The organism is Streptomyces sp. NPDC051136 (assembly GCF_044455745.1).
Lineage (GTDB): Bacteria > Actinomycetota > Actinomycetes > Streptomycetales > Streptomycetaceae > Streptomyces.
This window is the reverse complement of record NZ_JBITFE010000007.1, coordinates 52,038-75,256: the sequence shown is the minus strand read 5'-3', so window position 1 is coordinate 75,256 and position 23,219 is coordinate 52,038. Positions and strand designations below refer to the sequence as shown.

Below are 23,219 nucleotides of genomic sequence, written 5' to 3'. Positions count from 1 at the left end.
CCGATGCTCGGGGCGCCCGGTGGGCGGACGGTTGACGGGAAGTGTTAAACGAGTGGCCCCCACACGCACGTCTTCGTAAGTTGTGCTTACCGCATCAGCCGCTTACACCCACCTCGGGGGACCCATGCCAGTCGCCGGACTCAGACGTGCCGCACGCGAGACCGTGTCCGGGCTCCCCCGTGAGTTCTGGTGGCTGTGGACCAGCACCCTCGTGAACCGGCTCGGTGCCTTCGTCGCCACCTTCATGGCGCTGTACCTGACCATCGATCGCGGCTACTCCGCGACGTACGCCGGCCTGGTCGCCGCCCTGCACGGGCTCGGCGGGGTCGTGTCCTCGCTGGGCGCCGGGGTGATGACCGACCGGCTGGGGCGGCGGCCGACGCTGCTCGTGGCGCAGACCTCGACCGCGCTGTCGGTCGCACTGCTCGGCTTCATGCGGGACCCGGTGGCCATCGCCGCCGTGGCCTTCCTGGTCGGCATGGCGAGCAACGCGTCGCGGCCCGCGGTGCAGGCGATGATGGCGGACATCGTGCGGCCCGAGGACCGTATCCGGGCGTTCTCGCTGAACTACTGGGCGATCAACCTCGGTTTCGCGGTCTCCTCCATGGCGGCCGGGTTCATCGCCGAGGTCAGTTATCTCGCCGGGTTCATGATCGAGGCGGGGATGACGCTCGTGTGCGCCGTCCTCGTCTTCGTGAAGCTGCCCGAGTCCAGGCCGCAGCGGACCGGGAGCGCCGACGCGGGCGACAAGGACGCAGCCGTGTCCCTGGGGACCGTGGTGCGCGACGGGCGGTACATGAGCGTCGTCGGGCTGTCCTTCCTGATCGCCGTGATCTTCCAGCAGGCCTACGTGGGACTGCCCGTCGCCATGGGCGACGCCGGGTTCACGCCCGCCGACTTCGGGCTGGCCATCGCCGTCAACGGGATCCTGATCGTCGTCCTTCAGATCCCCGTCACGCGGTTCATCCAGCACCGCGATCCGCGGCTGCTGCTCGTCGGCTCCTCGCTGCTGGCCGGGTACGGCTTCGGGCTCACCGCCTTCGCCGGGTCGGTCGGGGTCTTCGCCCTCACGGTGTGCGTGTGGACGCTGGCCGAGATCGTCAACGCGCCCACCCAGACCGGGCTCGTCGTCCGCCTCTCCCCCGTGCACGGGCGCGGCCGCTACCAGGGCATGTACACGATGTCCTGGGCGGTTGCCTCCCTGGTCGCCCCGCTGATGTCCGGTTTCGTCATCGACCGCTGGGGCGCCGAGTGGCTGTGGGGCGTCTGCGCCGTCGTCGGCACGGTGGCGGCGGCCGGGTACGGGGGGCTCATGCGGGGCCTGCCCGACGACGAGAGCCCGGCCGGGTCGACGACGGCCCGCACTGAGAGTCCCGCCCAGTCCGAGACGCCGGCGCCGCCGTCCGAGGACCCGGCCGCATCCGCCGAGGCACCGGCCCTGTCCAAGACGCCGGTCGCCTCCGACGCACCGGCCCTGTCCGGGACGCCCGTGGCCGGCCCGGGCCGCGCGGAAGGCGGCCCCGAGGCCGAGGCCAGCGCGGTCTGACCCGCCGCCCGCTCACGGGTGCATCCGCGCCCCCTTCAGCACCTTGTCCACCGCGTTCTTCGGGCCGTACACCGCGAGGCCGACCAGGTCCAGGTCCGCCGTCGCGACGGCCCGTACCGCCGCCCGGTTGTCGCGGTCGTTGCCCGTGGTGAAGAGGTCGGACGTGAAGAGGGCGCGGGGCAGGGCGCGGGACAGTACGCGCGCGTGGGCGGCCGTCAGCGTCTCCTTCGTGCCCTCGAAGACCAGGACCGGCTGGCGGAACATCGGCAGGTAGCCGACGGCGTCCGCGTCCTCGTACGGCTCCCCGATCACCTCGGGGCACTGGCTGCCCAGGCCGCTGACCAGGAAGGCCGTGACGTTGAGGCGCTGCCAGGTCTCCAGGTCCTCGCCCAGCAGTACGGCGATCTTGGTGTCGAAGCGGACGGGGGCCCCGGCTCCGCGAGCCTCGGGTGCGTCGGATGCCTCAGGTGCCCCGGGTGCCGCGTGGGCTGCTTCGTGCGTGCTCATACGGTGAGACTGCCGTCCCGCTCCCCGCCCGGTCTTGTACGTTTTTTGCATGGCCGGCCGACGGAAGGACCAGGGGAGCACCCAGCGGAACGTCTCCGCCTGGCGGCCCCGCGTCCCCGGCGTCGTCGAGGTCTTCCACGCGCACTACACCGAGTACGCCTACCCGATGCACGTCCACGACGCCTGGACGCTGCTGATCGTCGACGCCGGCGCCGTACGGTACGACCTCGACCGGCACGAGCACGGCACCCCGCACGACACGGTGTCGCTGCTGCCGCCGCACGTGCCGCACAACGGCTCCCCCGCCACCCCGGACGGCTTCCGCAAGCGCGTCCTGTACCTGGACGCCTCCCGGCTGGGCGACGAGCTGATCGGACCGGCCGTCGACGCCCCCGACCTGCGTGATCCGGTGCTGCGCCGGCGGGTCGGACAGCTGCACGCCGCGCTCGCGCTGCCCGGGGACGAACTGGAGGCGGAGAGCAGGCTGACGCTGATCGGCGAGCGGCTGCGCACCCATCTGCGCCCGGCCGGGGACGGTGGGGCCGCGCGCCGGGACCCCGTGCTCGCCCGGCGGCTGCGGGAGTTGCTCGACGAACGGATCGTCGCGGGCATCGGCCTGGACGAGGCGGCGACGCTCGTGCCCGCCCACCCGGCGCATCTCGTACGGGCGTTCAGCGGCGCCTACGGCATCGCGCCGCACCAGTACCTGATGTCACGCCGGGTCGACCGGGCCCGGCGGCTGCTGCTGGCCGGACGGTCCCCGGCGGACGTGGCCGGTGCCACCGGCTTCTACGACCAGGCCCATCTGACCCGGCACTTCAAGCGGTTGGTGGGGGTCACGCCGGGGCGGTACCGGTCCAGCGGCGCCCGGAGCTGAGGCGCCGGAACACGCCGGGGCGGCCGGGCGGGATCAGTCGCCGGAGCGCTCGATCAGGTGCTGGAACGCCTCCAGGTTCCGCGTGGACTCGCCGCGGGAGGTCCGCCACGCGTGCTCCTTGCGGATGGCGGACGCGAAGCCCAGCTCCAGCAGGGTGTTGAAGGCGCCGTCGGCGGCCTCCAGGACCTGGCCGAGGATGCGGTCGATCTCGTCGGGGGTGACGGCGGCCAGGGGCAGCTTGGCGGTGACGTAGATGTCGCCGAGGCGGTCGACGGCGTAACCGACGCCGTAGAGCTTGAGGTTGCGCTCCAGCAGCCAGCGGTGGACGGCCGGTTCGTTCTCGTCGGGGTGGCGGATGACGAAGGCGTTCAGGGAGAGGGAGTGCCGGCCGACGAGGAGGGAGACCGTCGTGGACAGCTTGCGGGTGCCGGGGAGCTTGACGACGAAGTTGCCGGGCTCGGGGCTCTCCCATTCCAGCTCGGCGTCCTTCAGCGCCCCCTCGACGACCTGTGCTGCCTTCTCCGGTGCCTCAGCCATGGTGCGAGCGTACGCGACGGCGGTGCGACTGGATCGCGGCCGTGTAGACGTCGGCCGTCGCGGCGGCGGCGCTGTCCCAGCCGAAGGACTGGGCGTGCCGGGCCGCGGCGTCGCCCATGCGGGGCGTCAGCTCGGGGTTGTCGGCGAAGTCGCGCAGCACGCGCGCGTACGCGACGGGATCGTGGCCCTCGACGAGCCGCCCGGTGTGTCCGTCGCGCACCGCGACCGGCAGCCCGCCCACCGCGGCGGCCAGCACCGGCGTACCGGCCGCCTGGGCCTCTATGGCGACCAGTCCGAAGGACTCGCTGTAGGACGGCATGACCAGCACGGACGCGGCCCGGAACCAGTCGGCGAGCTGCTCCTGCCCGACGGGCGGGCGGAAGCGCACGACGTCGGCGATGCCGAGCCGCGCGGCGAGTTTCTGCAGGCCCTCCGGCTTGGCGAGGCCGCTGCCGCTGGGTCCGCCGACGACGGGGACGACGATGTGGGAGCGCAGCTCGGGGCGTTCGTCGAGGAGTACGGCGACGGCGCGCAGCAGGATGTCCGGCGCCTTCAGGGGCTGTATGCGGCCGGCGAAGAGCGGGATCAGCGCGTCCTGGGGCAGGCCGAGGCGGGCGCGGGCGGCGGCGCGGGCGTTGCCCTGCCGGCCGGGGCCGGGGACGGTGCCCCGGGGGAAGGGGCGGAAGCGGTCGAGGTTCACGCCGGGGTGGACGACGGCGACCCGGCCGGGGTCGGCGTCGTAGTGGCGGACGAGTTCGTCGGCCTCCTCCGCCGTGTTGGCGATCAGGCGGTCGGAGGCGGCGACGATCTGGGTCTCGCCGATGACGCGGGCGGCCGGTTCGGGGGTGTCGCCCTCGGCCAAGTTGGCGTTCTTGACCTTGGCCATGGTGTGCATCGCGTGCACCAGAGGGGCGCCCCAGCGCTGGGCGGCGAGCCAGCCGACGTGGCCGGAGAGCCAGTAGTGGGAGTGCACGAGGTCGTAATGGCCGGGCCGGTGGTCGGCCCAGGCCTGCATCACGCCGTGGGTGAAGGCGCAGAGCTGGGCGGGCAGCTCCTCCTTGGCCAGGCCCTCGTACGGGCCCGCGTCGACGTGCCGGACGAGGACGCCGGGGGCCAGCTCGACGGCCGGCGGGAGGGCCGCGGTGGTCGCCCGCGTGAAGATCTCGACCTCGATGTTGATCGCGGCGAGGCGCTGCGCCAGCTCGACGATGTAGACGTTCATGCCGCCGGCGTCGCCGGTGCCGGGCTGGTGGAGCGGTGAGGTGTGCACGGAGAGCATGGCGACGCGGCGGGGCCTGCGCAGCACCCGGAGCCGCGGGGAGGCCGCCGGTGAGCGGCGCCCGAGCCTGCTGACGTACTGGCTCACGAGCCGTTCCTCCTCGCTGCGGGCATGCCGGTCGGAGGACCTGGGTTGCCCTCCAAGGGGTGGGAACACCGGACGGGCGGTGCTCCATTCCGTTTTTCCGACCTTTGCCGAATCATTACCCCCTGTCGCTCAACCGTTCGATGGCCGGTCGGGTCACCCGCGCGCGGCGGCGAACGGCGGGTGCCCTGCCTCCGGGGTGCGGGTACCACCGTCGCGTGGACGAATGCCGGAGGGCCGGACGCAATACCCTCGTAGGCATGCCACCCCGTGCCGCCGCCACCCGCCCTGTGGGCACGGTCACGCGCGGCACGACGAATCCCAACCGGTTGCGCCGCATGGACCGCTGGATCGCGGCCACGCACGGCGCCGAACTGCGCCGGGCCGCCGATCCCGTCGCCGTCGACCTCGGTTACGGCGCGGCCCCCTGGACGGCCGTCGAACTGCTGCACCGCCTGCGCACGGTCGCGCCGCACGCGCGCGTGGTGGGCGTCGAGATCGACCCGGCGCGGGTGGCGGCGGCCCAGCCGTACGCGCGCGAGGGGCTCGATTTCCGGCACGGCGGCTTCGAGGTCCCCGTCGCCGGGCCGCCGCTGCTGATCCGCGCGGCGAACGTGCTGCGCCAGTACGACGAGGCCGAGGTCGCCGCCGTCTGGCAGCGGCTGTGCGCGCGGCTCGCGCCCGCCTCGGCGCCGTCGCCGTCACCGTCCCCGGGGGCGGGGTCCGCGTCGGGCCCGTCGGGGCCGTCGGGTCCGTCGGGTCCGTCGGGTCCGTCGGGTCCGTCGGGGCACTCGCGCGGCGGGCTTCTGGTCGAGGGCACCTGCGACGAGATCGGGCGCCGGCACGTGTGGGTGGCGCTCGGGCCCGAGGGGCCGCGCACGGTCACCTTCGCGACCCGGCTCGGCTCCCTGGAACGCCCCTCCGACCTGGCCGAACGGCTGCCGAAGGCGCTCATCCACCGCAATGTCCCCGGCGAGCCCGTGCACGCCTTCCTGCGGGACTTCGACCGCGCCTGGGCGGCCGCCGCGCCCTACGCCTCGTACGGCGCCCGCCAGCGCTGGATGCGGGCCGTGCGGGACCTGACGGCCGACTGGCCGGTGTCGGACGGGCCGGTGCGGTGGCGGCAGGGCGAAGTGACGGTGCGGTGGGAGGCGTTGGCGCCCCGCGCGTGAACCGGCGGCGGGCCGGACGGCACGGATCCCGGGGCGGGACCGGAGCCGTGAGCCGCGCCGGGACGCCGTGAGCCGAGCCGGGACCGAAGCCGTGAGCCGCGCCGGGCCTCTGTCGCTTTCCGCGCCGGCATGGCACGATCCCCCGAGCGGCCTATGTTACTGACGGTTAATCAGTTTGGGGGCGAGGTATGCGTACGGGGAAGCATGGCTGGACGACCGCCGCCGTGACCGTGGTCTGTGCGGTCACCGTGCTGGCGGCACCGGGTACGGCGTTCGCCGACCCGGGGCCCTCGCCGTCCACGTCGCCGGGCGCCTCCCCCGCGCCGACGGCCCCCGCCGCCACGCCCGGCAAGGACCTGGAGGCCGTACGCAAGAAGCTCGACGGGCTCTACCGCGCGGCGGCCTCGGCCACGGAGGAGTACAACGCCGCCGAGGAGAAGGCCGAGAAGCAGAACGCCGAGATCGTCGAGCTGGGCAAGAAGGTCGTCGCGGGTCAGAAGAAGCTGGACCGACTCAAGGACCGGGCCGGAGCCGCGGCCCGCGCCCAGTACCGCACCGGCGGCCTGCCCGACGGCGCCAAGCTGGTCCTGAGCGACGACCCCGAGGACTTCCTCGACGGCACCGGCCGGGTGATCCAGGGTCAGCGCGCCACCAAGGGACTGCTCGGCGAGCTGACCCGCGCCCAGGAGGACCTGAAGACGTACAGGGCGGACGCCGCCGCCCGTCTCCAGGAGCTGGAGGCGAACCGCAAGGCCAAGGCCACCGCCCAGAAGAAGATCGAGAAGCAGGTCGCGGCGGCCGAGAAGCTGGAGTCCGAGCTGGAGAAGGAGGAGAAGGAGCGCCTGGCCCGGCTGGAGAAGCAGGCGCAGGCCGAGGCCCAGACCGCCTGGCTCGGCTCCGGCATCCTCGACGACCTCGGCACCGAGGCGACCGAGCGGGGCCGCAAGGCGGTCGAGTACGCCACCGCCCAGATCGGGAAGCCGTACCAGTGGGGTGCCGAGGGGCCGAAGTCCTTCGACTGCTCCGGCCTCACCTCGCAGGCCTGGGTGTCGGCGGGGCGGACGATCCCCCGCACCTCGCAGGAGCAGTGGAAGCAGCTGGCGCACGTCGCCGTCGAGGACATGCGCCCCGGCGACCTGATCATCTACTTCGACGACGCCAGCCACGTCGGCATGTACGTCGGCGACGGCTCGGTCGTGCACGCCCCGCGCCCGGGGCGCTCGATCACCGTCGCGGGCGCGGGCTCGATGCCGATCCTCGGCGTGGTCCGGCCGGACACGGCCACGGCCCCGGAACAGGCCGCCGCACCGAAGGAGTGACCCGGACCACGCGCCCCGGGCCGCGCCCCGCGCCGGGCACGTGAGGCGGCCCACGTGACCCAGTCCACGCCCCGCGCCCCGGCCCGCGTGACGTTCGTCATCCCCGGGGCCCGGGCGACCTGTCCAACTGCGGGGGAAAACGCGGCATATGACAGTGGCCGACGGCCGTCCGACGTGTTCTGGACCATTCCGCAGCGGTGCGGTCACCCGCTATGGTCCCCGTCGGTGGGTCGAGGTCCCTCGCCCCGCCATGCCCTCGGGGGGAGGGAAGGAAACCAAGACGATGCCCGTACCCGTACCGCGGCAGAGGGCGATCCCGGCCGTGGAGTGTGGTCAGGCGCCCGTCGCGTTCCCGGACAGCGGCCCTTCCACGGAACAGGCCCCGTCCGGGACGAACCCGGCCGAGAACCCCACCATCCAGCGAGCACCCGCCCGAGAGACCACCACGGAGAAGCGCGAGAAGCCCACGGACACCAGCAGCGGCACCAGCACCGGCATCGACCGCACGGACCCCGGCACCGGCACCGGCACCGGCACCGGCCGTACGGTCGGCGGCCGCAAGGAGAACGCGGTCCCCACGAACCTGACCGTGCTGCTGATCGAGGACGACCCGGCCGGCTCGCCGATCGTCCCCGAGTTGCAGGACCAGGCCGGCAAGCCGATCCGCGTCCGCACCGCGCGCAACCTCACCGAGGCCGGGCGGCTGCTGACCGACGACGTCCACTGCATCCTGCTGGACCTCGCCCTGTCGGCCCCCGCCCCGGCCCGCCCGGGCGGCGAGGGCGCCGGCGACGGTGAGGGGGCCGGCGAGGGCGCCGACGAGCTGGCGGTGCTGCGGCACGTCCTGGAGCTGGCGCCCCGGCACGCCGTGCTCGCCCTGACCGCCTCCAGCGACGCCGAGCGCGGCGCCGAGGCCGTGGCGGTCGGCGCGCAGGACTACCTGTTCCGCGACGAACTGGACGGGCGTCTGCTGAGCCGGGCGATCCGCTACGCCGTCGAGCGCAAGCGGTCCGACTCCGCCGAGCGGCGGCTGGCCGAGGGCCGGCTGCGGGCGCAGGAGAACCGCCGCCTGGAGCGCGGTCTGCTGCCGACCCCGCTGCTCGCCGGTTCCTCGCTGCGCTTCGCCGCCCGCTACCGTCCGGGCCGCTCCCGCGCGCTGCTCGGCGGCGACTTCTACGACGTCGTGCGCACCCCGGACGGCACCGTGCACGCCATGATCGGCGACGTCTGCGGGCACGGCCCGGACGAGGCGGCGCTCGGGGTGGAGCTGCGGATCGCCTGGCGGGCGCTGACCCTGGCGGGGCTCTGCGGCGACGAGCTGCTCGGCACGCTTCAGCAGGTGCTGGAGCACGAGCGCTCGGACGACGAGATCTTCGCGACCCTGTGCGCCGTGGACATCTCCCCGGACGGCCGCCGCGCCGGCCTGTGCCTGGCCGGACACCCGTCCCCGCTGATCGCCGCTCCGGGCGTGCCCGCGCGGCTGCTGCCCTACGACAACAACGGCCCGGCGCTGGGGCTGCTGCCCGGCGCCCGCTGGCCGCGGATGCAGGTGGAGCTGGGCGCCGAGTGGAGCCTGATGCTCTACACCGACGGTCTGATCGAGGGCCGGATCGGCGAGGGCCGCGAGCGGCTGGGCCAGGACGGCATGGTGGAGATGGTCCGCCGCCAGCGCGCCGCGGGCCTGGGCGGCGAGGAGCTGCTGCGGGCCGCCGTCAACGAGGTCCGCGAACTGAACGGCGGCGAACTGGCCGACGACGTGGCGGTGGTCCTGCTGGACCGGACGGCCTGAGCCGCCCGGTCCCGGTGACCCCGCGGGCGGGCAGGTCCGTCAGCGTCCGCCGTTGTACGGCCCGTACGGGCCGTCGCTGCTGGAGCCGCGGCGGCTGCTGCGGCCGCCGCCGGACAGGCCGCGCAGGGCGGGCCGCACGTCGACCATGTACACGATCGTCGCGATGAGGCCGATGATCGGCAGGAACGACAGGATCGGGAAGATCAGGCTCACCACGAAGGCGAGCCCGAGGATGATCAGCCAGAACGGCTTGGTCTTCTTGTCCGCCGCGCGGTAGGCGTCCTCACGGCGCGTGGCGGCGTCGATCAACGCGAAGCCGGTGAAAACCATCAGGGCGATGTTCAGCAGCCCCAGGAAGTTCGCGAACCCCTGCATCAGCACAACGTCCACCACCAGACTCGGTTCTTCATTACGCGGTCACCGTACCCGCAGAACGAGCCGGGCACCCCGAGGGTGCCCGGCCGCTCCCCACTCGTGACGCGCCCCACTACTTGGCGGGCGGCGTCGTCTTCTTGGCGGTGGTGGGCTTCTTCGCCGGGGCCTTGCGCGGGGCGGGGGTGGTCTTCTTCGCCGCGGCGGACTTGTCCTCGGTGACGCGGACGGGCTCGGAGGTGGACGCCGCGGGCTTGGCCGGGGCCGGCTTGGACGGCTCGACGGCCACCGCGAGGTCCTCCACGTCCACGGCGAGGTCCTCGATGCCTTCGGCGGCCTGGCCGCGCCAGGTGCGCACCGCGTGCTCGCCGCGCTCGGCGACCTTCTCGTACGCCTCGCGGGCCTTGACGGCGTACTCGGCGGCGACGCCGACGGAGCGCAGCGCGAGGTCCTGCGCGCTCTCGCCGAGCTTCTTGAAGTCGGCGTCGAGGGAGCCGAACAGCTCGTTGGCCTTGGCCTGGAGGCTGCCCTGGGTCTCCTTGACGCGGGCCGTCGCCTTCTCCTGGACGGCCTTCGGGTCGGTGTTGCGTACGGCGTCGATCCGCGCCGGGGCCTGCGCCCGCAGCTGCTCCACCAGCACCGGCACCTTCTTGGCCTGCTGGAAGGCGAGGTCGGCGGTGCCGGCGGCGAAGTAGAGCGGGGTGGGGTCGCTGAAGGTCTTGCGCAGGTCGTCGGTGATGGCCATGGTGATGGTCCTCCGGAATTGCTTACGGATGAGGGTTTCGTACGGATGCAGCCCCGTCGACAGCGGCATCGACATCGGCATCGTCTTCGGCACCCGAGTCCGCCTCGGCCACGAACCCGTTCTCCTTGCGGAAGGACTCGTAGACCTGGAGCAGCACCTGCTTCTGCCGCTCGTTCAGCGAGGGGTCGGCGAGGATGACCGCACGCGTCTCCACGTCGTCCCGGTCCCGCTCGGCGTCGAGGATCCCCGCACGGACGTACAGCGTCTCGGCGGAGATCCGCAGCGCCTTGGCGACCTGCTGCAACACCTCCGCGCTCGGCTTGCGCAGCCCGCGCTCGATCTGACTCAGGTACGGGTTGGAAACGCCCGCGGCATCGGCGAGCTGCCGCAACGACAGCTGCGCGTTGCGCCGCTGCTCGCGCAGGTACTCACCGAGATTGCCGACGTTGAGCGATGCCATGACTCCAGCATGCGACATCCCGCTAACTATTGCAAGCAACCTGCTTGCAATAGTGTTTTCCCGGGCCTCCCCCGGGTCGCCGTACCCACTTTTTTGTGCGTACTGGGCACCGCGCCCCACCCGTCGGAGACTGTGGGGGCAGGCGGAGGTCAGGAGGTCGCGCGGGCGGCGGCTCCGGACTCCGTGAGCCGGTCCAGGCGGCGGTGGCCCCAGTCGGAGAGGGGAGAGAGGGCCTCGGCGAGATCACGTCCGAACGCCGTCAGGGAGTACTCGGTCCGCAGCGGCAGCACGTCGTAGACCCGGCGGTCCACCAGGCCGTCCGCCTCCATCTCGCGCAGCGCCTGGGTCAGCACCTTCTCGGTCAGGCCCGGCGCCCTCCGGCGCAGCTCCGCCGGACGGTGCGGGCCGGATTCCAGCAGCCACAGCAGCGTGGTCTTCCACTTGCCCTCGATCACGGCGATCGCGGCGGTCACTCCGCAGACGTTCGGGTCGTGGCGCCGGTGTGCCATGAGGTGCCCCCATTCATGAGCAATTGTTCTTCACATTACGGGAGTTGAAGCATGTCCGCACACACCGGGCGGTCCTCCGCCGTCACCGTCGTCGGCCTGGGTCCGATGGGCCGGGCGCTGGCCGCCGCGTTCCTGGAGGCCGGGCTCGCGACCACCGTCTGGAACCGCACGCCGGGCCGGGACACCGATCTGGCCGCCCGGGGCGCGGTCGCCGCCGCGTCGGCCGAGGAGGCGGTGGCCGCCTCGCCGCTGACGGTCGTCTGCGTGGTGAACTACGACGCCTCGGACGCCGTACTGCGCCGGGAGGCCGTCACCTCCGCGCTCAAGGGCCGGACCGTCGTGAACCTGAGCGCCGACGTTCCCGGCCGCGCCCGGGACACGGCCGAGTGGGCCGCCCGGCACGGCGTCCGCTACCTGGACGGCGCCATCATGACCCCCACCCCGACCATCGGCACGGACGACGCGGTGTTCCTGCACAGCGGCCCCCGGGAGCTGTACGAGGAGCACCGGCCGGTGCTGGCGGCGCTCGGCGGCAGCCACACCCACCTGGGCGAGGACCCCGCACGGGCCGCCGCCTACGACATCGCGCTGCTCGACATCTTCTGGACGGCGATGGCGGGTTACACGCACGCCCTCGCCGTGGCCCGGGCGGAGGGTGTGACCGGGGCGGAGCTGGCGCCGTTCGCGCAGGGCATCGCGGCCATCCTGCCGCCGCTGTTCACCGAGTTCGCCGCCGACACCGACGCCGGTACGTACTCGGGCGAGCTGAACCCGATCACCTCGGCCGTCTCGACCATGGCGCACGTCGTCCACGCCTCCGAGGCGCACGGCATCGACGCGAGCCTGATGCGGGTGATCGAGGGGCAGGCCCGCCGGGTCGTCGCCCGGGGGCACGGCTCGGACGGGTACACCCGCGTCGCCGACGTGATCGGCGGGCGCTGACCCGGGCGGTGCGGCGCATGGACCGGCGGGCGCCGACCCGGGCGGTGCGGCGCCTCAGAACGGCAGCGGGTGCGCGTGGACCACGTCCAGGCGGGACACCGCCCGGGTGAGCACCACGTACAGGAGGTGCAGGCCCCGGCCTCCCGGGTCCTGTGCCGCCGCGATCGCGGCCGGTTCGACGGCGACGACGTGGTCGTACTCCAGGCCCTTGACCACGCTCGCCGGGACCACGGCCACCCGGGCGCCCGGCGTCTCGTCCCCCGACGCCGGGATGCCGGCCGCGTCGAGGGCCGCCCGCAGCCGGGGCACGTCCGGGTCGGCGGCGACGACGCCCACCGAGCCCTCCCGGGTGAGTGCGTGCCGTACGGCGTCCACGACGGTGTCCGGCAGGGCGCCGGGCGGGGTCTCGCGCAGCGTCAGCTCGCCGTCGCCGCGCAGGGAACGGGCCGGGGGTACGTCCACGTCGAGCCGTGCCAGGAGCCGGTTGGTGAGGCCCACGACCTCCTTCGGCACCCGGAACCCGGTGCTGAGCGGCACCACGGCGGCGTCGGGGCGGCCCAGGTGGGCGAGGACGGTGCGCCAGGAGCGGGCGGCCCACGGCGTGGTGCCCTGGGCGAGGTCGCCGAGGACGGTGAGCGAACCGAAGGCGCAGCGGCGGGCGATGGCCCGGCACTCCATCGGGGAGAGGTCCTGGGCCTCGTCGACGACGATGTGGCCGTAGCCCTCGGGGTGGTCGAGGAGTCCGGCGACCTCGTCGAGCAGGACCTGATCGGCGGCGGACCAGCGCGCCGACTTCCACGACCGCGGGGGCCGGCCCGGCCACAGCAGGGCCTGCTGCTCGTCGTCGTCCAGCAGCCCCTCGGCCGCCCGCGCCAGTTCGGCGGGGTCGCCGAGCAGCGGTGCGAGCACCTCCTCCGGGCGCACCCGGGGCCACACCGCGTCGAGGGCCGCGCCGACCGGACGGGCCCGTTCGACGCGGCGCAGCCAGGCGTTGGTCTGCGGCCCGGCGCGCCGTTCGGCCTGCCTCTGGACGTGCCCCACGATCCGGGCCCGCACCCGCTCGCGCCCGACGGTGTACGGCGGCTCCTCCTCCCGTACGTCCGCGACGATGCGGGCCAGCGCCCCGGCCGGGACGCGCCAGCGGTAGGAGCCGTCCGGTACGGCGAGGTCGTCCGCGGCGCCGGGGTCCACGCGCGCGTACAGGGCGCGGCGCAGTACCTCGGCCGTCCGGGCGTCGTGCTTGAGGGCGGCGGTCCGGGCGTCGTCGGTGCGGGTGACCGGGTGCCGGGCGATCTCCCGGGCGAGGGTGGACTGCCGCACGCCGCTCTCGCCGAGGGCGGGGAGCACCTCGGCGATGTAGGCGAGGAAGGTCGGGTTGGGGCCGAGGATCAGCAGTCCCGCGCGCCGGATGCGCTGCGGGTGGGTGTAGAGCAGGTACGCGGCCCGGTGCAGGCCGACGGCGGTCTTGCCGGTGCCCGGGGCGCCCTGGACGCAGACGGTGTCGCCGAGACCGGCGCGGACGAGGTCGTCCTGGTCGGGCTGGATGGTGGCGGCGATGTCCCGCATCGGTCCGACCCGGGGGCGCTCGATCTCCCGCGCGACGATCGTGCTCGCCCGGGACTCGCCCCGGCCGAGGTGTTCGTCCTCCATGCCGGTGAGGTCGGCGCGGTCACCCCGGCTGCCCGGTGCCCACCCGAAGCGGCGGCGGACGGCGACGCCGCGGGGGTCGCCGGGGGTGGCCTGGTAGAAGGCGCGGGAGACGGGGGCGCGCCAGTCGACGACGAGGGGCGGGGCGGCCGGGTGCTCGGTGATCCGCAGCCGGCCGATGTGCAGCGCCCGCACGGCCTCCCCGCCCTGCGCCTCCGCCTCCGGCGGCCCGTCCCGTTCGCCCTCCGCTTCCGCTTCCGTGAAGTCCAGGCGGCCGAAGAACAGCGGCCCCTCGGGAAGTTCGCGCATCTCCTTGGCCCGGCTGCGCAACCGGTACCCGAGGACCTCGGCGTCGGCACCGGAGGCGGAGACGTCCTCGCCGGTGACGACGTGTTCCTGGGCGCCCTCGACCATCGCGGTGAGGACGGCGCGGCAGTGCTCGTGGTGGGCGCGTTCCCCGTCGAGGGCGCGCTGGAGGGCGTGATCGGTCGACGTCATTCCAGCAAGCATAGAGGAAAGACGTTACTCAGTTACATTATTTACTTCGTCATGCGTGGTGGCAGTCCGGCCGCCAGCCCCGCGAACGCCCGCTCGGCCGCCGCCACCGCGTCCGGCCGTACGTCCTCGACCCGCTCCCCGTCGGCGATCCGCCGCCAGTTGTCCAGCGCGAGGATGCGCTGCACGGCGATGATCTGCCCGGCGGCCAGCCTGGCCTCCAGGTCGCCGCCGAGCACCTCGGCGAGCGCGGCCTCGGACCGCTCCAGCTGGGTGTGCATCCGGGCGACCAGGGACGGGGTGCCGTAGAGCAGCCGGTGGAAGGCGAGTACGGCGGGATGGTCGTTGAGCCCGGTCACCGGGTCGCACCGCTCCAGCCCCGCCAGGAAGTGCCGCCGCAGCGCTTCGACCGGCGCCGGGCCCCGGCCCGCCACCCGGGCCGCCTCGTCCTCGTGGTCGGCGATGCGGTGGAGGACGAGGTCCTCCTTGGCCGGGAAGTACCGGAAGAGCGTCGGCTTGGAGACCTCGGCCGCGGCGGCCACCTCCGCGACGGACACCGCGTCGAAGCCCTTCTCCAGGAAGAGGGCGACGGCGACGTCCGACAGCGTGCTGTACATCCGCTGCTTCTTGCGCTCGCGCAGACCGGGGGTGCTCATGGGGCGAGCCTAGAGCCTGCGCGGGACCACCCGAGCCGGCCGCCGAGCGCGCCGGCGCGGACCGGGCACGGCATTCCGCCGCACGCGTCCGCGTCGCGACGACGTGTCCGCGCCGGGTGCGGGAGACTGCCGCGGTGACCGACACAGGCCCAGGCCGCGACACCCTCGACGCCCTCGACGACCCGGCCGCGGCGCTGCGCGCGTTCGGCTCCGCCCGCGCGGTGCTGTTCGACTTCGACGGTCCGGTCTGCGACCTGTTCGCGGGCTGCACCACGGCCGGCACGGCGGAGCGGATCAAGCGGACGGCCCGGCGGCACTGGGGGCCGCTCGACCCCGCGGTCGAGAAGTGCGACGACGCCCACGGCATCCTCCCTCCGCTCCGCGAGATGTACGAGCGCTCCGCACCCGCCGCCGGTGCCCTCCCGTTGGAACGCGCCGAGGCCGCCGTCACCGCACTGGAGCGGCGGGCCGTGCGCACCGCTCTCCCCACCCCGCACCTGGGCGCCCTCGTCGGCCTGCTCCTGGGCCGCGGCAAGCGCCTGGCCGTCGTCAGCAACAACGCGGAGGCGCCGATCCGGGAGTACCTCGGCAGCCTCGGGACGGGCCCGGTGTTCGCCGGGGTCTTCGGCCGGGCGCCCCACGACGCGCGGCTCATGAAACCGCACCCGGACTGCGTGCAGCGGGCCCTGCGCCACCTGGGCCTGCCCGCATCCGACTGCCTGCTCGTGGGTGACCAGCTCACCGACCTCGAGGCCGCCCGGTCGGCCGGGACCGGCTTCCTCGGACTCACCCGCAACGCGGGACGCGCGCTGCGGATGGCGCGGGGCGGCGCGGACGCGGTGGTGTCCTCGTACCTGCCGGTCCTGCGGGCCGCCGACGCCCTGACGGTCTGCCAGTAGGGGCCGGGACCGGATCTAGCGCCCCGGGGCCGGCCAGTCCCGCACCATCCGCAGCACCTCTTCGAGGGAGTGGACGAGCACCTCCGCGCCCGCGGACCGCAGTTGCTCCGCCTTGCGGTCGTTGCGCGCGTAGCCCAGGAAGGGCACGCCGGCCTTCCCGGCCGCGGCCACGTCGGCGGGGGAGTCCCCGACCATCAGGGCGTGCGCGGGGGCGACACCCCACGCGCGCAGGGCACGCTCCAGCGTGTACGGGTCGGGCTTGAGCAGACGCGGGTCGCGGGTACGGCCGTAGACGTGCGGGGCGACGTGCGGGGTGAAACAGGCGAGCAGGCCGCGAGACTTCAGGTACGCGCTCACCGCGCGGGGCGAGTTGTTGGTCGTGACGGCGAGGCCGACGCCCTGCGCGGCCCAGGTGCGGATCAGGGCGTCCGCGTACGGGGTCGGCCGGGCGGTGGCGACGGCGCGCAGCTCCTCCCGGGTCAGCCGTTCCTCGAACTCGGCGACCACGTCACCGTGACTGCTCTCGCGGTCGACGGCGGCCAGCAGCAGGAACGGGTCCGGGTGGTCCCGCTCCTCCCGGGTCAGCAACCCGTCGTGGCCGACGGCCGCCAGCCAGTCCACCAGCCCCCTCGCCACCCCGTCGGCCGGATGTCCCGCGAACAGCCTGCAAACGGGGCCGTCGAAGTCCCACAGGACGACGCGGGCGCCCATGACCAGGCCCCGCAGGGACTCGGGCCGTTCGCCGCTCTCAACGCGTCCGGCCCGCTCGCCCACCGGTTCCACTCGCTCCGCCCCGGACGTCACTAGGAGAGCGCCATCTCCATGGAGATGGTGTCCCACAGGGCGTCGAACCAGTTCTGCGACTCCTCGACGAACATCGCCTCACGGTGACCGGCGCGCTTGCGGAACGAGAACAGCAGCGACTGGGAGCCGAGCGCGTCGTACATCTCCAGCGTCCGGCCCTCGTACTCCTCCTCGCGCCGCGTCACCCGGTAGTAGCCGAAGAGGGCTTCCTCGCCGTTGAGCAGGTAGAGCTTGGTCGGCGGGGTGAACGGCAGGGTGCGGAACTCCACCCGCACGTCGACCTGGCGGCTGACCTTCCGTACGCCGTGCAGATTGTGCTGGAGCACCCGGGCGTGCGCGTCGCGCATCTCCAGCCAGCGCCGGTGGACCGGGTCGTGCTCGTCCTCCCCGACCAGGACGGGGAAGGCCAGGGCGATGGCGCTGGACGGCACCAGCACCCGGAACTCGATCGCCTCGGGGTGGAGCCGCCCCTCGTGGATCAGGCGGAGCGGCTCACTGAGCGCCATCATCAGGGTCTCCGAGGTGTGGCACACGACGTCGATCCGCACCCGCGGCGCGGCGAACGCCTCCGCCAGGCGCGGCCCGAGCGAGACCGCCGTCGGCTGCGGCTCGTCGCCCCGGGCGGGGGCGGGCTCGGCGATCCGGGGCGGGCTGCCCTTGCTGACGTTGGTGAGCAGCCCGTCCTCCTGGAGCGCGCGCAGCGCCTGGCGCACGGTGCCGCGCTCCACGCCGAACTCCTCGGCCAGCTCGGCCTGGGTCGGCAGACGGTCACCCGCCTTGAGGTCTCCCCCGCCGATCCGCTCCCGCAGGACGTCGGCGATCTCCTGGGACGAAAGCCTTCTGCTGCCGTTCACGGACACGTTCTCCTGAGTCACGACCAAACGCTACAACTTCGACCTACCTACCGGGAGTTGATTGAAACTTGTTTACAGATGGAAGCCAAGTGGGAACAACATAGCTAGAGTTGGTTGCCAACTTATCCCGGTTGGCGGAAGTTTACCTTCCCGACGATGCGAATCCGAGAACTTCCGGCCGCCCGAACTTCCCGAAGGGGGGAAGACCATGCCCGTCCTGACCCTTGTCTCCGCGGTCTTCGTCATCGCCTTCGAGCAGATCGTCCAGTGGCGGTACGGCGTCACCGGCATCGTCGGCCTGCTCCTGCTCACCATAGGAATCAAGGCCAAGAGCCCTTCCGTCAGCTCCGCGGGAGCGGTGCTGCTGGCCCTCCTGGTCGCGGGTTCCGCACTGTGACCGGAGACGGGCGGGCCGGAGGGACACGACTCCGGCCCGCCCGTCCCGCAGCACTTCGAGCCACCCACAACTTCTCGCCATCCTGCGGGAGTTCGCCGAAAGGTGGTTACGAGTCTCTTCCAAGTGGAGAGAAGTAGAGATAAGTTGGCAGCCAACTTGGGCAACGTGGTCGAGCCTCACAAGGGTTGGCCACCACGGTGACAGGGGGTCCACCATGCCGCTCATCGCCATCGTCGTCGCCGCTCTGGCCATCGGGTTCGAGCAGCTCGTGCAATGGAGGTACGGGCCGATGGGCATCATCGCGTTCGTCGCGCTCTCCATCGGCATCAAGGCGAAGAACACCGTGATCGGCGGTGTGGGCGCGGTGATCCTCGTGATGCTGCTCGCCCAGTCCGGCTGAACCGACGTCCCGACCGGCCGGGCCCCCTTCCGGAGGGGAGCCGGGAGCCCGGCCGGTCGGCAGGCACCACGCACAACAACCACAACCACAACTGAAGAGCACGACCAGCACCACCAGCACGCGCTACGGATGCGCACGTCCACCCGTCACCGGCGGAAGGGAGTCACCTCAGAACATGTCCGGGCACCATGGCCGCCTGGACGTACGCAGCAGGGCGTCGACCACACGGGCGGCGCCCGCTCGTTCTTCCCGCACCCGGCCGAGCGCGGCCAGCCGCACGGCCGACTCGTCACCGAGCCACAGCGCCGCCAGGTCCCGCACGTCAAGGGCGAGGTCGGCGCTCTCGGCGGTCCGCGTGCAGGACGCCCCGTCCGGGCCCGCCTCCAGCCGCCGGCGCCCGCCGGTCAGCCCTCCGCCGTCCGCGATCTCCAGCACCACCGAGCCCCGGCCCTCGTACGTCCGGGACTCCAGCGCCGCCGCGACGTCGAGGATCCGCACCCACAGCCAGTCCGCCTGCGTGGTGATCCGCGCCGCCCGCGGGTCCGGCAGCAGGTGCGGGAGCAGATCGTCCGGGGAGCGCCAGCCGCTCTTCACCGTCTGGACCCAGTCGATCGAGCACAGGAAGTGCCACAGCGCGCGCTCGGCGGCCGGCGTCACACCGATCAGCCAGTCGACGGTCGCCGTGTTCAGCGGCTGCTTGGCGTCGCCCCAGCGGTCGTCGGTCCGGTACGAGGCCATGCCCTCGACCTCGCCGTCCGCCGAGCGGTACAGGGCGTAGTAGGGCTCGGTCCACGGCGTACCGCTGGTGTTCGCCTCGCCCGTCCGGTACTGCCACCACCGCTCCGTCCGGCTGACCGCGCCCGGCTGGGCCCGGCGCAGCCGCTCGTGCAGCCCGGGTCCGAGCGCCCGCACCTCGTCGCCGTCCACGAGGTCGATCCGGCCGCCGTCCTCCGGGACCGCCCGGCGCGGGTCGAGACCGGCGCGGGGCACGTCGACCGACCACTCAGTCATCGTCGTGGCGGGCCCGAAGCCGTACCGGCCGTAGATCGGGTACTCCGCCGCGATCAGCGTCGCGACGACGTCCCCGCGCTCCTTCGCCGCCGCCAGGTCCTGCGCCATCATCCGGGTGAGCAGGCCGCGGCGGCGGTGGGTGGGGGTGACGGTGACGTTGGAGACGGCGTCGGCACGGACCGGGCGGCCCCCGACGGCCGTCAGCTCCTGGTCGAAGGACCGGAAGGTGGCCACGCAGCGTTTCCCGTCGAAGGCACCGAGCGACCGGCCCGGCACGAACTCCAGGCGCCGGGCGTCCAGCTGCTCGGCGGCGACGAGCGGCGGCTGAAGGAACCCGGTGTTCAGGGCCCGGTTCCAGTCGGGGAAGTCGGCCTCGGTGATGGGGCGTACGTCGATCTCGGTGCGGCGGCTCATACGCCCACCGTAGGTCGGCGCCCCCGTCGGCGTCGCCGGGATAAGTCGCGGGGATCAGCGGCGCCCGGGGGCTCAGAAGACGGCCCGGACCTCCCCCACCTCCCGGCCACCGCCCAGCAGGGGCGCCCGGCCGATGCGGTCGACGACCGGGCCTTCCACGCCCAGCAGGTCCAGGGCGCGGGCCAGCACCGGGCCCAGCGCCCGGCCCGCGCCGTCCTCGATCTTGAAGGCGAGGGCGCGGCCGTCGGGCAGGGCCACCGCCTGGACGGCCTCGGCGCCCATCTTGGAGAGGGTGCCCGGCACCTCGCGCATCAGCCAGGTGTCGGCGCGGCGGCTGCCGGCGACGTACTCGGGGTGGGCGCGCATCGCGTCGGCCACCCGGCGCTCGGCCGATCCGGGCTCGGCGGTGACGAAGGAGCGGAAGGCGCGGGCCAGGCCGACCAGGCTGATCGCCATCAGCGGCGCCCCGCACCCGTCCGTGCCGACGGCGGCGACCGGCTCGCCGGCGGCGTCCTCCACCACCTTGTGGATGATCCGCTGGAGCGGGTGCTCGGGGTCGAGGTAGCTCTCCAGCGGCCAGCCCCGCTGGGCGCAGACCGCGAGCATCGCGGTGTGCTTGCCGGAGCAGTTCATGGTGACGCGGTCGGGCACGGCGCCCGACGCCAGGTACGTGTCGCGCTCCTCGGCGTCCAGCGGCAGGTCGGGCGGGCACTGGAGCAGCGCCGGGTCCAGGCCGTACTCGGCCAGCATCTTGCGGGCCAGGTCACGGTGAAACGGTTCTCCGGAGTGGCTCGCGGCCGCCAGCGCCAGCCGCTCCCCCGCGAGGTCGAGACCGGCCCGCAGGACGCCCGCCGCCTGCATCGGCTTGTTGGAGGACCGCGGGAAGACCGGTGCCGTCACCTCCCCCAGCGCCAGCTCCACCGCTCCGTCGGCGCCCAGGACGACCAGGCTGCCCCGGTGCCGCCCCTCGACGAACCCGGACCGGACGACCTCGGCGAGGACCGGCGGCACGACGGTCGAGAGGGCGGACGTGGGCGACGCCTGACGCGCAGGCGACTGCTGGGGGTGCTGCGACGGCTGGGGCGGCTGGGACGACTGGGGCGCGGACATCGGCGGTGGCCTTCCGGAACGGGCGACCCCCCGCGGCGACGGCCCGGGATCACCGGACCCCGGAGGCGGCGCGAGGGCCGCCCCCGTGTCACACGAGCAGGTCGTCGACTTGTGCTTCCCCTTCACGGTACCGGCGTGCGATCTCCGCGCCGCAGCCGTCCGCCGTGCGCTGCAACCGCTGCCGGCTCCGGGAGACCTGCTGCTCGTAGCGCACGAGCCGCCCCATCCCCGCGGTCAGCTCCAGATCGGTGCGGGCGGTCAGGTCGGACAGCTCCACCTCGCCGAGCATCTCCGCGGCAAGGCGCCGGCACTCCTCGCTGCGCGGAGTGGCCAGCGTCACGTGCCGGGCGGAGGAGCGCTGCCGCGCCGGGGCGTCGGCGAGGATCTCCGACAGCCGCTCGACCACGGACCCGGTCGTCGCGGTGGTGACCACGGACGAGGGCGAGGCGGACCCGCGCCCCGCCAGCTCCGCGCGCAGGATGTCGATGCGGCCCTGCAACAGCCGCCGTACGTAGCTGAGGTCGGCCTCCTCGCGCTGGGCGTCCCGGCGCAGCGTGCGCAGCTCCGGCAGGCTCAGCGCGGTCAGGTCGGGCTCCGCGGAACCCCCCGGCAGCGCGGGGCTGTCCGTGCGCTGCACGGGCGGCCGGGGCGACTCCGGGCCGCCCGGTCCAGCCGGACCCCCGGGGCCACCCGGACGTGTCAACGCGGCAGTCCCGAACGACTGCCCCGTACTCGGTGTGCTCATGTGCCTCAACCGTCCCCTCGCCCGGCGCCTGGGAGCATGGTGCCACTCCGCGTGGCCGCTATGTGACCGAGTGCCCCCGATCGGCCCCGATCGGCCCCAGATGGGGGGTTACGGAGCGATACGAAACCGGGCACGGGCCCACCCGTCCGCACCCCGGGGACGCACGGCATCATGACGGGATGCGTGCAGTGGTGCAGAGGGTGGACGGCGCGAGCGTCGTCGTGGACGGCGAGACGGTGGGCGCGATCGAGGGCGAGGGCCTGTGCGTCCTGGTCGGGGTCACCCACGACGACACCGAGGAGAAGGCGGCGCAGCTGGCCCGCAAGCTCTGGTCGGTGCGGATCCTGCACGACGAGAAGTCGTGCAGCGACCTCGACGCCCCGCTCCTGGTCATCAGCCAGTTCACCCTGTACGGCGACGCCCGCAAGGGCCGCCGCCCCACCTGGAACGCAGCCGCTCCCGGCGACGTGGCCGAGCCGCTGGTCGACGAGGTCGTCGCGCGGCTGCGCGCCCTGGGCGCGACCGTGGCGACGGGCCGCTTCGGCGCGCAGATGCGGGTGTCCCTGACGAACGACGGCCCGTTCACGGTCCTCCTGGAGGTCTGAACCGGCTCTCGCCCCGTCTCGGCCCGTCCCTCCTCGGCCCGGCCCTCCTCGGCCCGGCTCGCTACGGCTCGACGACCGTCTCCTGCGCGGCGGCCGTGTCCTCGGCCGTCAGCCTGGCGTCCACCGGCACGTTCCGCTTCACCAGGGCGAGGGCGACCGGGCCCAGCTCGTGGTGGCGTACGGACGTAGTGACGAAGCCGACCTTCCGGCCGTCGGGGCCGTCGTCGGCGAGGCGGATCTCCGCGCCGTTCGGCGGCAGGTGGACCTCGCTGCCGTCCAGGTGCAGGAAGACCAGCCGGCGCGGCGGCTTGCCGAGGTTCTGCACCCGGGCGACGGTCTCCTGCCCGCGATAGCAGCCCTTCTGAAGGTGCACGGCCGTGCCGATCCAGCCCAGCTCGTGCGGGATGGTCCGGTGGTCGGTCTCGAAGCCGAGGCGCGGGCGGTGCTGCTCGACGCGCAGCGCCTCGTGGGCCAGGATCCCGGCCGCGGGCCCGGCCTGGGCGGCGAACGCTTCCAGCTCCTCCCGCGGCAGGAACAGGTCACGGCCGTACGGCGTCTCGCGGACGGCGGCGGAGTCGGGGGCCTGGGCGATCGAACCGGCCGGCAGGTGCGCGACGGCGGTGTCGGCGGTGCGGTCGGCGACCTCGACCCGGTAGAAGAACTTCATCGACTCCAGGTAGGCGATCAGCGCCTCCTGGGTGCCGGGCTCCACGTGGGCCCAGACGGTCGCGCCGTCGTCGACGAGGTACAGGGCGTGCTCGATGTGGCCGTTCGCGGAGAGGATCAGCGCCTCGGTGGCCTGGCCGGCCGGCAGGTCGCTGACGTGCTGGGTGAGCAGCAGGTGCAGCCAGCTCCGCCGGTCGTCGCCCGTCACGGTGACGACACCGCGGTGGGAGAGGTCGACGAAGCCGGTGCCGTCGGCGAGGGCACGCTGCTCGCGGAACAGGTCGCCGTAGTGGGCGGCGACGCCTTCGTCCACACCCTCGGCGGGAACGGCGCCGGGCAGGGACAGCAGGGGGCTCTTCATACGCCCAGCCTACGACT

Annotated in this window: 25 protein-coding genes; 10 read left to right on the top strand and 15 right to left on the bottom strand. The window is 73.6% G+C overall.

Translation table 11 applies throughout. The features are described from left to right. Nucleotides 1-124: 124 nt before the first annotated feature. A complete protein-coding gene (locus tag ACIBCJ_RS20875) occupies nucleotides 125-1,546 on the top strand; it encodes an MFS transporter (RefSeq protein ID WP_365980811.1) in 1,422 nt (473 codons plus the stop codon). Between the two features lie 12 nt (nucleotides 1,547-1,558). Here the strand turns inward: ACIBCJ_RS20875 and ACIBCJ_RS20870 are convergent, their stop codons facing one another. Beyond that, nucleotides 1,559-2,053 (bottom strand): DUF2000 domain-containing protein, encoded by a 495-nt coding sequence (locus ACIBCJ_RS20870; RefSeq protein ID WP_365980812.1) that lies wholly within the window; start codon nucleotides 2,051-2,053, stop codon nucleotides 1,559-1,561. Nucleotides 2,054-2,102: 49 nt separating this feature from the next. Here ACIBCJ_RS20870 and ACIBCJ_RS20865 point away from each other — a divergent pair, with 49 nt between their 5' ends. After that, nucleotides 2,103-2,930, top strand: a complete 828-nt coding sequence (locus tag ACIBCJ_RS20865) for an AraC family transcriptional regulator (protein WP_362101836.1) — start codon at nucleotides 2,103-2,105, stop codon at nucleotides 2,928-2,930. Between the two features lie 33 nt (nucleotides 2,931-2,963). Here the strand turns inward: ACIBCJ_RS20865 and ACIBCJ_RS20860 are convergent, their stop codons facing one another. Both ACIBCJ_RS20860 and mshA read right to left on the bottom strand, forming a co-directional pair. After that, nucleotides 2,964-3,467: a YbjN domain-containing protein gene (locus ACIBCJ_RS20860; RefSeq protein ID WP_365980813.1), complete on the bottom strand. Its 504-nt coding sequence runs from the start codon at nucleotides 3,465-3,467 to the stop codon at nucleotides 2,964-2,966. Further along, on the bottom strand, nucleotides 3,460-4,833 hold the full coding sequence (gene mshA / locus ACIBCJ_RS20855; protein WP_365980814.1) for a D-inositol-3-phosphate glycosyltransferase: 1,374 nt from the start codon (nucleotides 4,831-4,833) through the stop codon (nucleotides 3,460-3,462). Before mshA ends, ACIBCJ_RS20860 begins: the two co-directional genes overlap by 8 nt. Nucleotides 4,834-5,090: 257 nt before the next feature. Here mshA and ACIBCJ_RS20850 point away from each other — a divergent pair, with 257 nt between their 5' ends. The 3 genes from ACIBCJ_RS20850 (at nucleotide 5,091) to ACIBCJ_RS20840 (ending at nucleotide 9,110) form a co-directional block, all read left to right on the top strand. Continuing rightward, nucleotides 5,091-6,002 carry a class I SAM-dependent methyltransferase gene (locus tag ACIBCJ_RS20850; protein WP_365980815.1) on the top strand — a complete coding sequence of 304 codons (912 nt, stop codon included), beginning with the start codon at nucleotides 5,091-5,093 and terminating at the stop codon, nucleotides 6,000-6,002. 188 nt (nucleotides 6,003-6,190) lie between these two features. Beyond that, nucleotides 6,191-7,321 (top strand): NlpC/P60 family protein, encoded by a 1,131-nt coding sequence (locus ACIBCJ_RS20845; protein ID WP_365980816.1) that lies wholly within the window; start codon nucleotides 6,191-6,193, stop codon nucleotides 7,319-7,321. 283 nt (nucleotides 7,322-7,604) lie between these two features. Further along, complete coding sequence (locus ACIBCJ_RS20840) at nucleotides 7,605-9,110, top strand: fused response regulator/phosphatase (protein WP_365980817.1); 1,506 nt, start codon at nucleotides 7,605-7,607, stop codon at nucleotides 9,108-9,110. A 39-nt stretch (nucleotides 9,111-9,149) separates the two neighbouring features. Here ACIBCJ_RS20840 and ACIBCJ_RS20835 read toward each other — a convergent pair whose 3' ends face one another. The 4 genes from ACIBCJ_RS20835 to ACIBCJ_RS20820 form a co-directional block, all read right to left on the bottom strand. Continuing rightward, entirely contained in the window at nucleotides 9,150-9,485 is a 336-nt protein-coding gene (locus ACIBCJ_RS20835) for a DUF2516 family protein (protein WP_199561115.1), read from the bottom strand. A gap of 112 nt (nucleotides 9,486-9,597) precedes the next feature. Continuing rightward, nucleotides 9,598-10,227 carry a hypothetical protein gene (locus ACIBCJ_RS20830; RefSeq protein WP_362101854.1) on the bottom strand — a complete coding sequence of 210 codons (630 nt, stop codon included), beginning with the start codon at nucleotides 10,225-10,227 and terminating at the stop codon, nucleotides 9,598-9,600. A 22-nt stretch (nucleotides 10,228-10,249) separates the two neighbouring features. Then, nucleotides 10,250-10,687 (bottom strand): helix-turn-helix transcriptional regulator, encoded by a 438-nt coding sequence (locus ACIBCJ_RS20825; protein WP_365980818.1) that lies wholly within the window; start codon nucleotides 10,685-10,687, stop codon nucleotides 10,250-10,252. A gap of 149 nt (nucleotides 10,688-10,836) precedes the next feature. Further along, entirely contained in the window at nucleotides 10,837-11,196 is a 360-nt protein-coding gene (locus ACIBCJ_RS20820) for a helix-turn-helix domain-containing protein (protein WP_362101860.1), read from the bottom strand. Between the two features lie 51 nt (nucleotides 11,197-11,247). Here ACIBCJ_RS20820 and ACIBCJ_RS20815 point away from each other — a divergent pair, with 51 nt between their 5' ends. Further along, a complete protein-coding gene (locus ACIBCJ_RS20815; protein ID WP_365980819.1) occupies nucleotides 11,248-12,138 on the top strand; it encodes an NAD(P)-binding domain-containing protein in 891 nt (296 codons plus the stop codon). Nucleotides 12,139-12,192: 54 nt separating this feature from the next. Here the strand turns inward: ACIBCJ_RS20815 and ACIBCJ_RS20810 are convergent, their stop codons facing one another. Both ACIBCJ_RS20810 and ACIBCJ_RS20805 read right to left on the bottom strand, forming a co-directional pair. Next, complete coding sequence (locus ACIBCJ_RS20810; protein ID WP_365980820.1) at nucleotides 12,193-14,283, bottom strand: AAA family ATPase; 2,091 nt, start codon at nucleotides 14,281-14,283, stop codon at nucleotides 12,193-12,195. A gap of 41 nt (nucleotides 14,284-14,324) precedes the next feature. After that, nucleotides 14,325-14,936 (bottom strand): TetR family transcriptional regulator, encoded by a 612-nt coding sequence (locus tag ACIBCJ_RS20805; protein ID WP_362101869.1) that lies wholly within the window; start codon nucleotides 14,934-14,936, stop codon nucleotides 14,325-14,327. Between the two features lie 134 nt (nucleotides 14,937-15,070). Between ACIBCJ_RS20805 and ACIBCJ_RS20800 the strand changes: the two genes are divergently transcribed. After that, nucleotides 15,071-15,835, top strand: a complete 765-nt coding sequence (locus ACIBCJ_RS20800; protein WP_365980821.1) for an HAD-IA family hydrolase — start codon at nucleotides 15,071-15,073, stop codon at nucleotides 15,833-15,835. Nucleotides 15,836-15,850: 15 nt separating this feature from the next. Here ACIBCJ_RS20800 and ACIBCJ_RS20795 read toward each other — a convergent pair whose 3' ends face one another. After that, nucleotides 15,851-16,690, bottom strand: coding sequence for an HAD family hydrolase (locus tag ACIBCJ_RS20795; RefSeq protein ID WP_365980853.1), 840 nt, complete (start codon nucleotides 16,688-16,690; stop codon nucleotides 15,851-15,853). Beyond that, on the bottom strand, nucleotides 16,639-17,520 hold the full coding sequence (locus tag ACIBCJ_RS20790) for a winged helix-turn-helix domain-containing protein (RefSeq protein WP_362106320.1): 882 nt from the start codon (nucleotides 17,518-17,520) through the stop codon (nucleotides 16,639-16,641). The genes ACIBCJ_RS20795 and ACIBCJ_RS20790 overlap by 52 nt, the downstream gene beginning before the upstream one ends. A gap of 181 nt (nucleotides 17,521-17,701) precedes the next feature. On the opposite strand from ACIBCJ_RS20790, the gene ACIBCJ_RS20785 reads away from it, so the two are divergent. Beyond that, on the top strand, nucleotides 17,702-17,890 hold the full coding sequence (locus ACIBCJ_RS20785) for a hypothetical protein (RefSeq protein WP_133890686.1): 189 nt from the start codon (nucleotides 17,702-17,704) through the stop codon (nucleotides 17,888-17,890). Nucleotides 17,891-18,104: 214 nt separating this feature from the next. Further along, nucleotides 18,105-18,290 carry a hypothetical protein gene (locus tag ACIBCJ_RS20780; RefSeq protein ID WP_133890687.1) on the top strand — a complete coding sequence of 62 codons (186 nt, stop codon included), beginning with the start codon at nucleotides 18,105-18,107 and terminating at the stop codon, nucleotides 18,288-18,290. A gap of 168 nt (nucleotides 18,291-18,458) precedes the next feature. Here ACIBCJ_RS20780 and ACIBCJ_RS20775 read toward each other — a convergent pair whose 3' ends face one another. The 3 genes from ACIBCJ_RS20775 to ACIBCJ_RS20765 all read right to left on the bottom strand — a co-directional run bounded on the left by ACIBCJ_RS20775 (nucleotide 18,459) and on the right by ACIBCJ_RS20765 (nucleotide 21,570). Then, the gene (locus ACIBCJ_RS20775) at nucleotides 18,459-19,715 is read right to left on the bottom strand and encodes a GNAT family N-acetyltransferase (protein WP_365980822.1); all 1,257 of its coding nucleotides are present in this window, start codon (nucleotides 19,713-19,715) and stop codon (nucleotides 18,459-18,461) included. A 72-nt stretch (nucleotides 19,716-19,787) separates the two neighbouring features. Continuing rightward, nucleotides 19,788-20,825 carry an asparaginase gene (locus ACIBCJ_RS20770; protein WP_365980823.1) on the bottom strand — a complete coding sequence of 346 codons (1,038 nt, stop codon included), beginning with the start codon at nucleotides 20,823-20,825 and terminating at the stop codon, nucleotides 19,788-19,790. A gap of 88 nt (nucleotides 20,826-20,913) precedes the next feature. Next, on the bottom strand, nucleotides 20,914-21,570 hold the full coding sequence (locus tag ACIBCJ_RS20765; protein WP_362106331.1) for an aerial mycelium formation protein: 657 nt from the start codon (nucleotides 21,568-21,570) through the stop codon (nucleotides 20,914-20,916). 179 nt (nucleotides 21,571-21,749) lie between these two features. On the opposite strand from ACIBCJ_RS20765, the gene dtd reads away from it, so the two are divergent. Next, nucleotides 21,750-22,175 carry a D-aminoacyl-tRNA deacylase gene (gene dtd / locus ACIBCJ_RS20760; RefSeq protein ID WP_133890691.1) on the top strand — a complete coding sequence of 142 codons (426 nt, stop codon included), beginning with the start codon at nucleotides 21,750-21,752 and terminating at the stop codon, nucleotides 22,173-22,175. Nucleotides 22,176-22,236: 61 nt separating this feature from the next. Here dtd and ACIBCJ_RS20755 read toward each other — a convergent pair whose 3' ends face one another. Further along, nucleotides 22,237-23,202: a folate-binding protein gene (locus ACIBCJ_RS20755; RefSeq protein ID WP_365980824.1), complete on the bottom strand. Its 966-nt coding sequence runs from the start codon at nucleotides 23,200-23,202 to the stop codon at nucleotides 22,237-22,239. Nucleotides 23,203-23,219 lie beyond the last annotated feature (17 nt).

Bases quoted from the DNA above. Each gene is read 5' to 3' on its own strand.
- ACIBCJ_RS20875 (WP_365980811.1), top strand. From the start codon at position 125: ATGCCAGTCGCCGGACTCAGACGTGCCGCACGCGAGACCGTGTCCGGG.
- ACIBCJ_RS20870 (WP_365980812.1), bottom strand. From the start codon at position 2,053: ATGAGCACGCACGAAGCAGCCCACGCGGCACCCGGGGCACCTGAGGCA.
- ACIBCJ_RS20865 (WP_362101836.1), top strand. From the start codon at position 2,103: ATGGCCGGCCGACGGAAGGACCAGGGGAGCACCCAGCGGAACGTCTCC.
- ACIBCJ_RS20860 (WP_365980813.1), bottom strand. From the start codon at position 3,467: ATGGCTGAGGCACCGGAGAAGGCAGCACAGGTCGTCGAGGGGGCGCTG.
- ACIBCJ_RS20850 (WP_365980815.1), top strand. From the start codon at position 5,091: ATGCCACCCCGTGCCGCCGCCACCCGCCCTGTGGGCACGGTCACGCGC.
- ACIBCJ_RS20845 (WP_365980816.1), top strand. From the start codon at position 6,191: ATGCGTACGGGGAAGCATGGCTGGACGACCGCCGCCGTGACCGTGGTC.
- ACIBCJ_RS20840 (WP_365980817.1), top strand. From the start codon at position 7,605: ATGCCCGTACCCGTACCGCGGCAGAGGGCGATCCCGGCCGTGGAGTGT.
- ACIBCJ_RS20835 (WP_199561115.1), bottom strand. From the start codon at position 9,485: ATGCAGGGGTTCGCGAACTTCCTGGGGCTGCTGAACATCGCCCTGATG.
- ACIBCJ_RS20830 (WP_362101854.1), bottom strand. From the start codon at position 10,227: ATGGCCATCACCGACGACCTGCGCAAGACCTTCAGCGACCCCACCCCG.
- ACIBCJ_RS20825 (WP_365980818.1), bottom strand. From the start codon at position 10,687: ATGGCATCGCTCAACGTCGGCAATCTCGGTGAGTACCTGCGCGAGCAG.
- ACIBCJ_RS20820 (WP_362101860.1), bottom strand. From the start codon at position 11,196: ATGGCACACCGGCGCCACGACCCGAACGTCTGCGGAGTGACCGCCGCG.
- ACIBCJ_RS20815 (WP_365980819.1), top strand. From the start codon at position 11,248: ATGTCCGCACACACCGGGCGGTCCTCCGCCGTCACCGTCGTCGGCCTG.
- ACIBCJ_RS20810 (WP_365980820.1), bottom strand. From the start codon at position 14,283: ATGACGTCGACCGATCACGCCCTCCAGCGCGCCCTCGACGGGGAACGC.
- ACIBCJ_RS20805 (WP_362101869.1), bottom strand. From the start codon at position 14,936: ATGAGCACCCCCGGTCTGCGCGAGCGCAAGAAGCAGCGGATGTACAGC.
- ACIBCJ_RS20785 (WP_133890686.1), top strand. From the start codon at position 17,702: ATGCCCGTCCTGACCCTTGTCTCCGCGGTCTTCGTCATCGCCTTCGAG.
- ACIBCJ_RS20780 (WP_133890687.1), top strand. From the start codon at position 18,105: ATGCCGCTCATCGCCATCGTCGTCGCCGCTCTGGCCATCGGGTTCGAG.
- ACIBCJ_RS20775 (WP_365980822.1), bottom strand. From the start codon at position 19,715: ATGAGCCGCCGCACCGAGATCGACGTACGCCCCATCACCGAGGCCGAC.
- ACIBCJ_RS20770 (WP_365980823.1), bottom strand. From the start codon at position 20,825: ATGTCCGCGCCCCAGTCGTCCCAGCCGCCCCAGCCGTCGCAGCACCCC.
- ACIBCJ_RS20765 (WP_362106331.1), bottom strand. From the start codon at position 21,570: ATGAGCACACCGAGTACGGGGCAGTCGTTCGGGACTGCCGCGTTGACA.
- dtd (WP_133890691.1), top strand. From the start codon at position 21,750: ATGCGTGCAGTGGTGCAGAGGGTGGACGGCGCGAGCGTCGTCGTGGAC.
- ACIBCJ_RS20755 (WP_365980824.1), bottom strand. From the start codon at position 23,202: ATGAAGAGCCCCCTGCTGTCCCTGCCCGGCGCCGTTCCCGCCGAGGGT.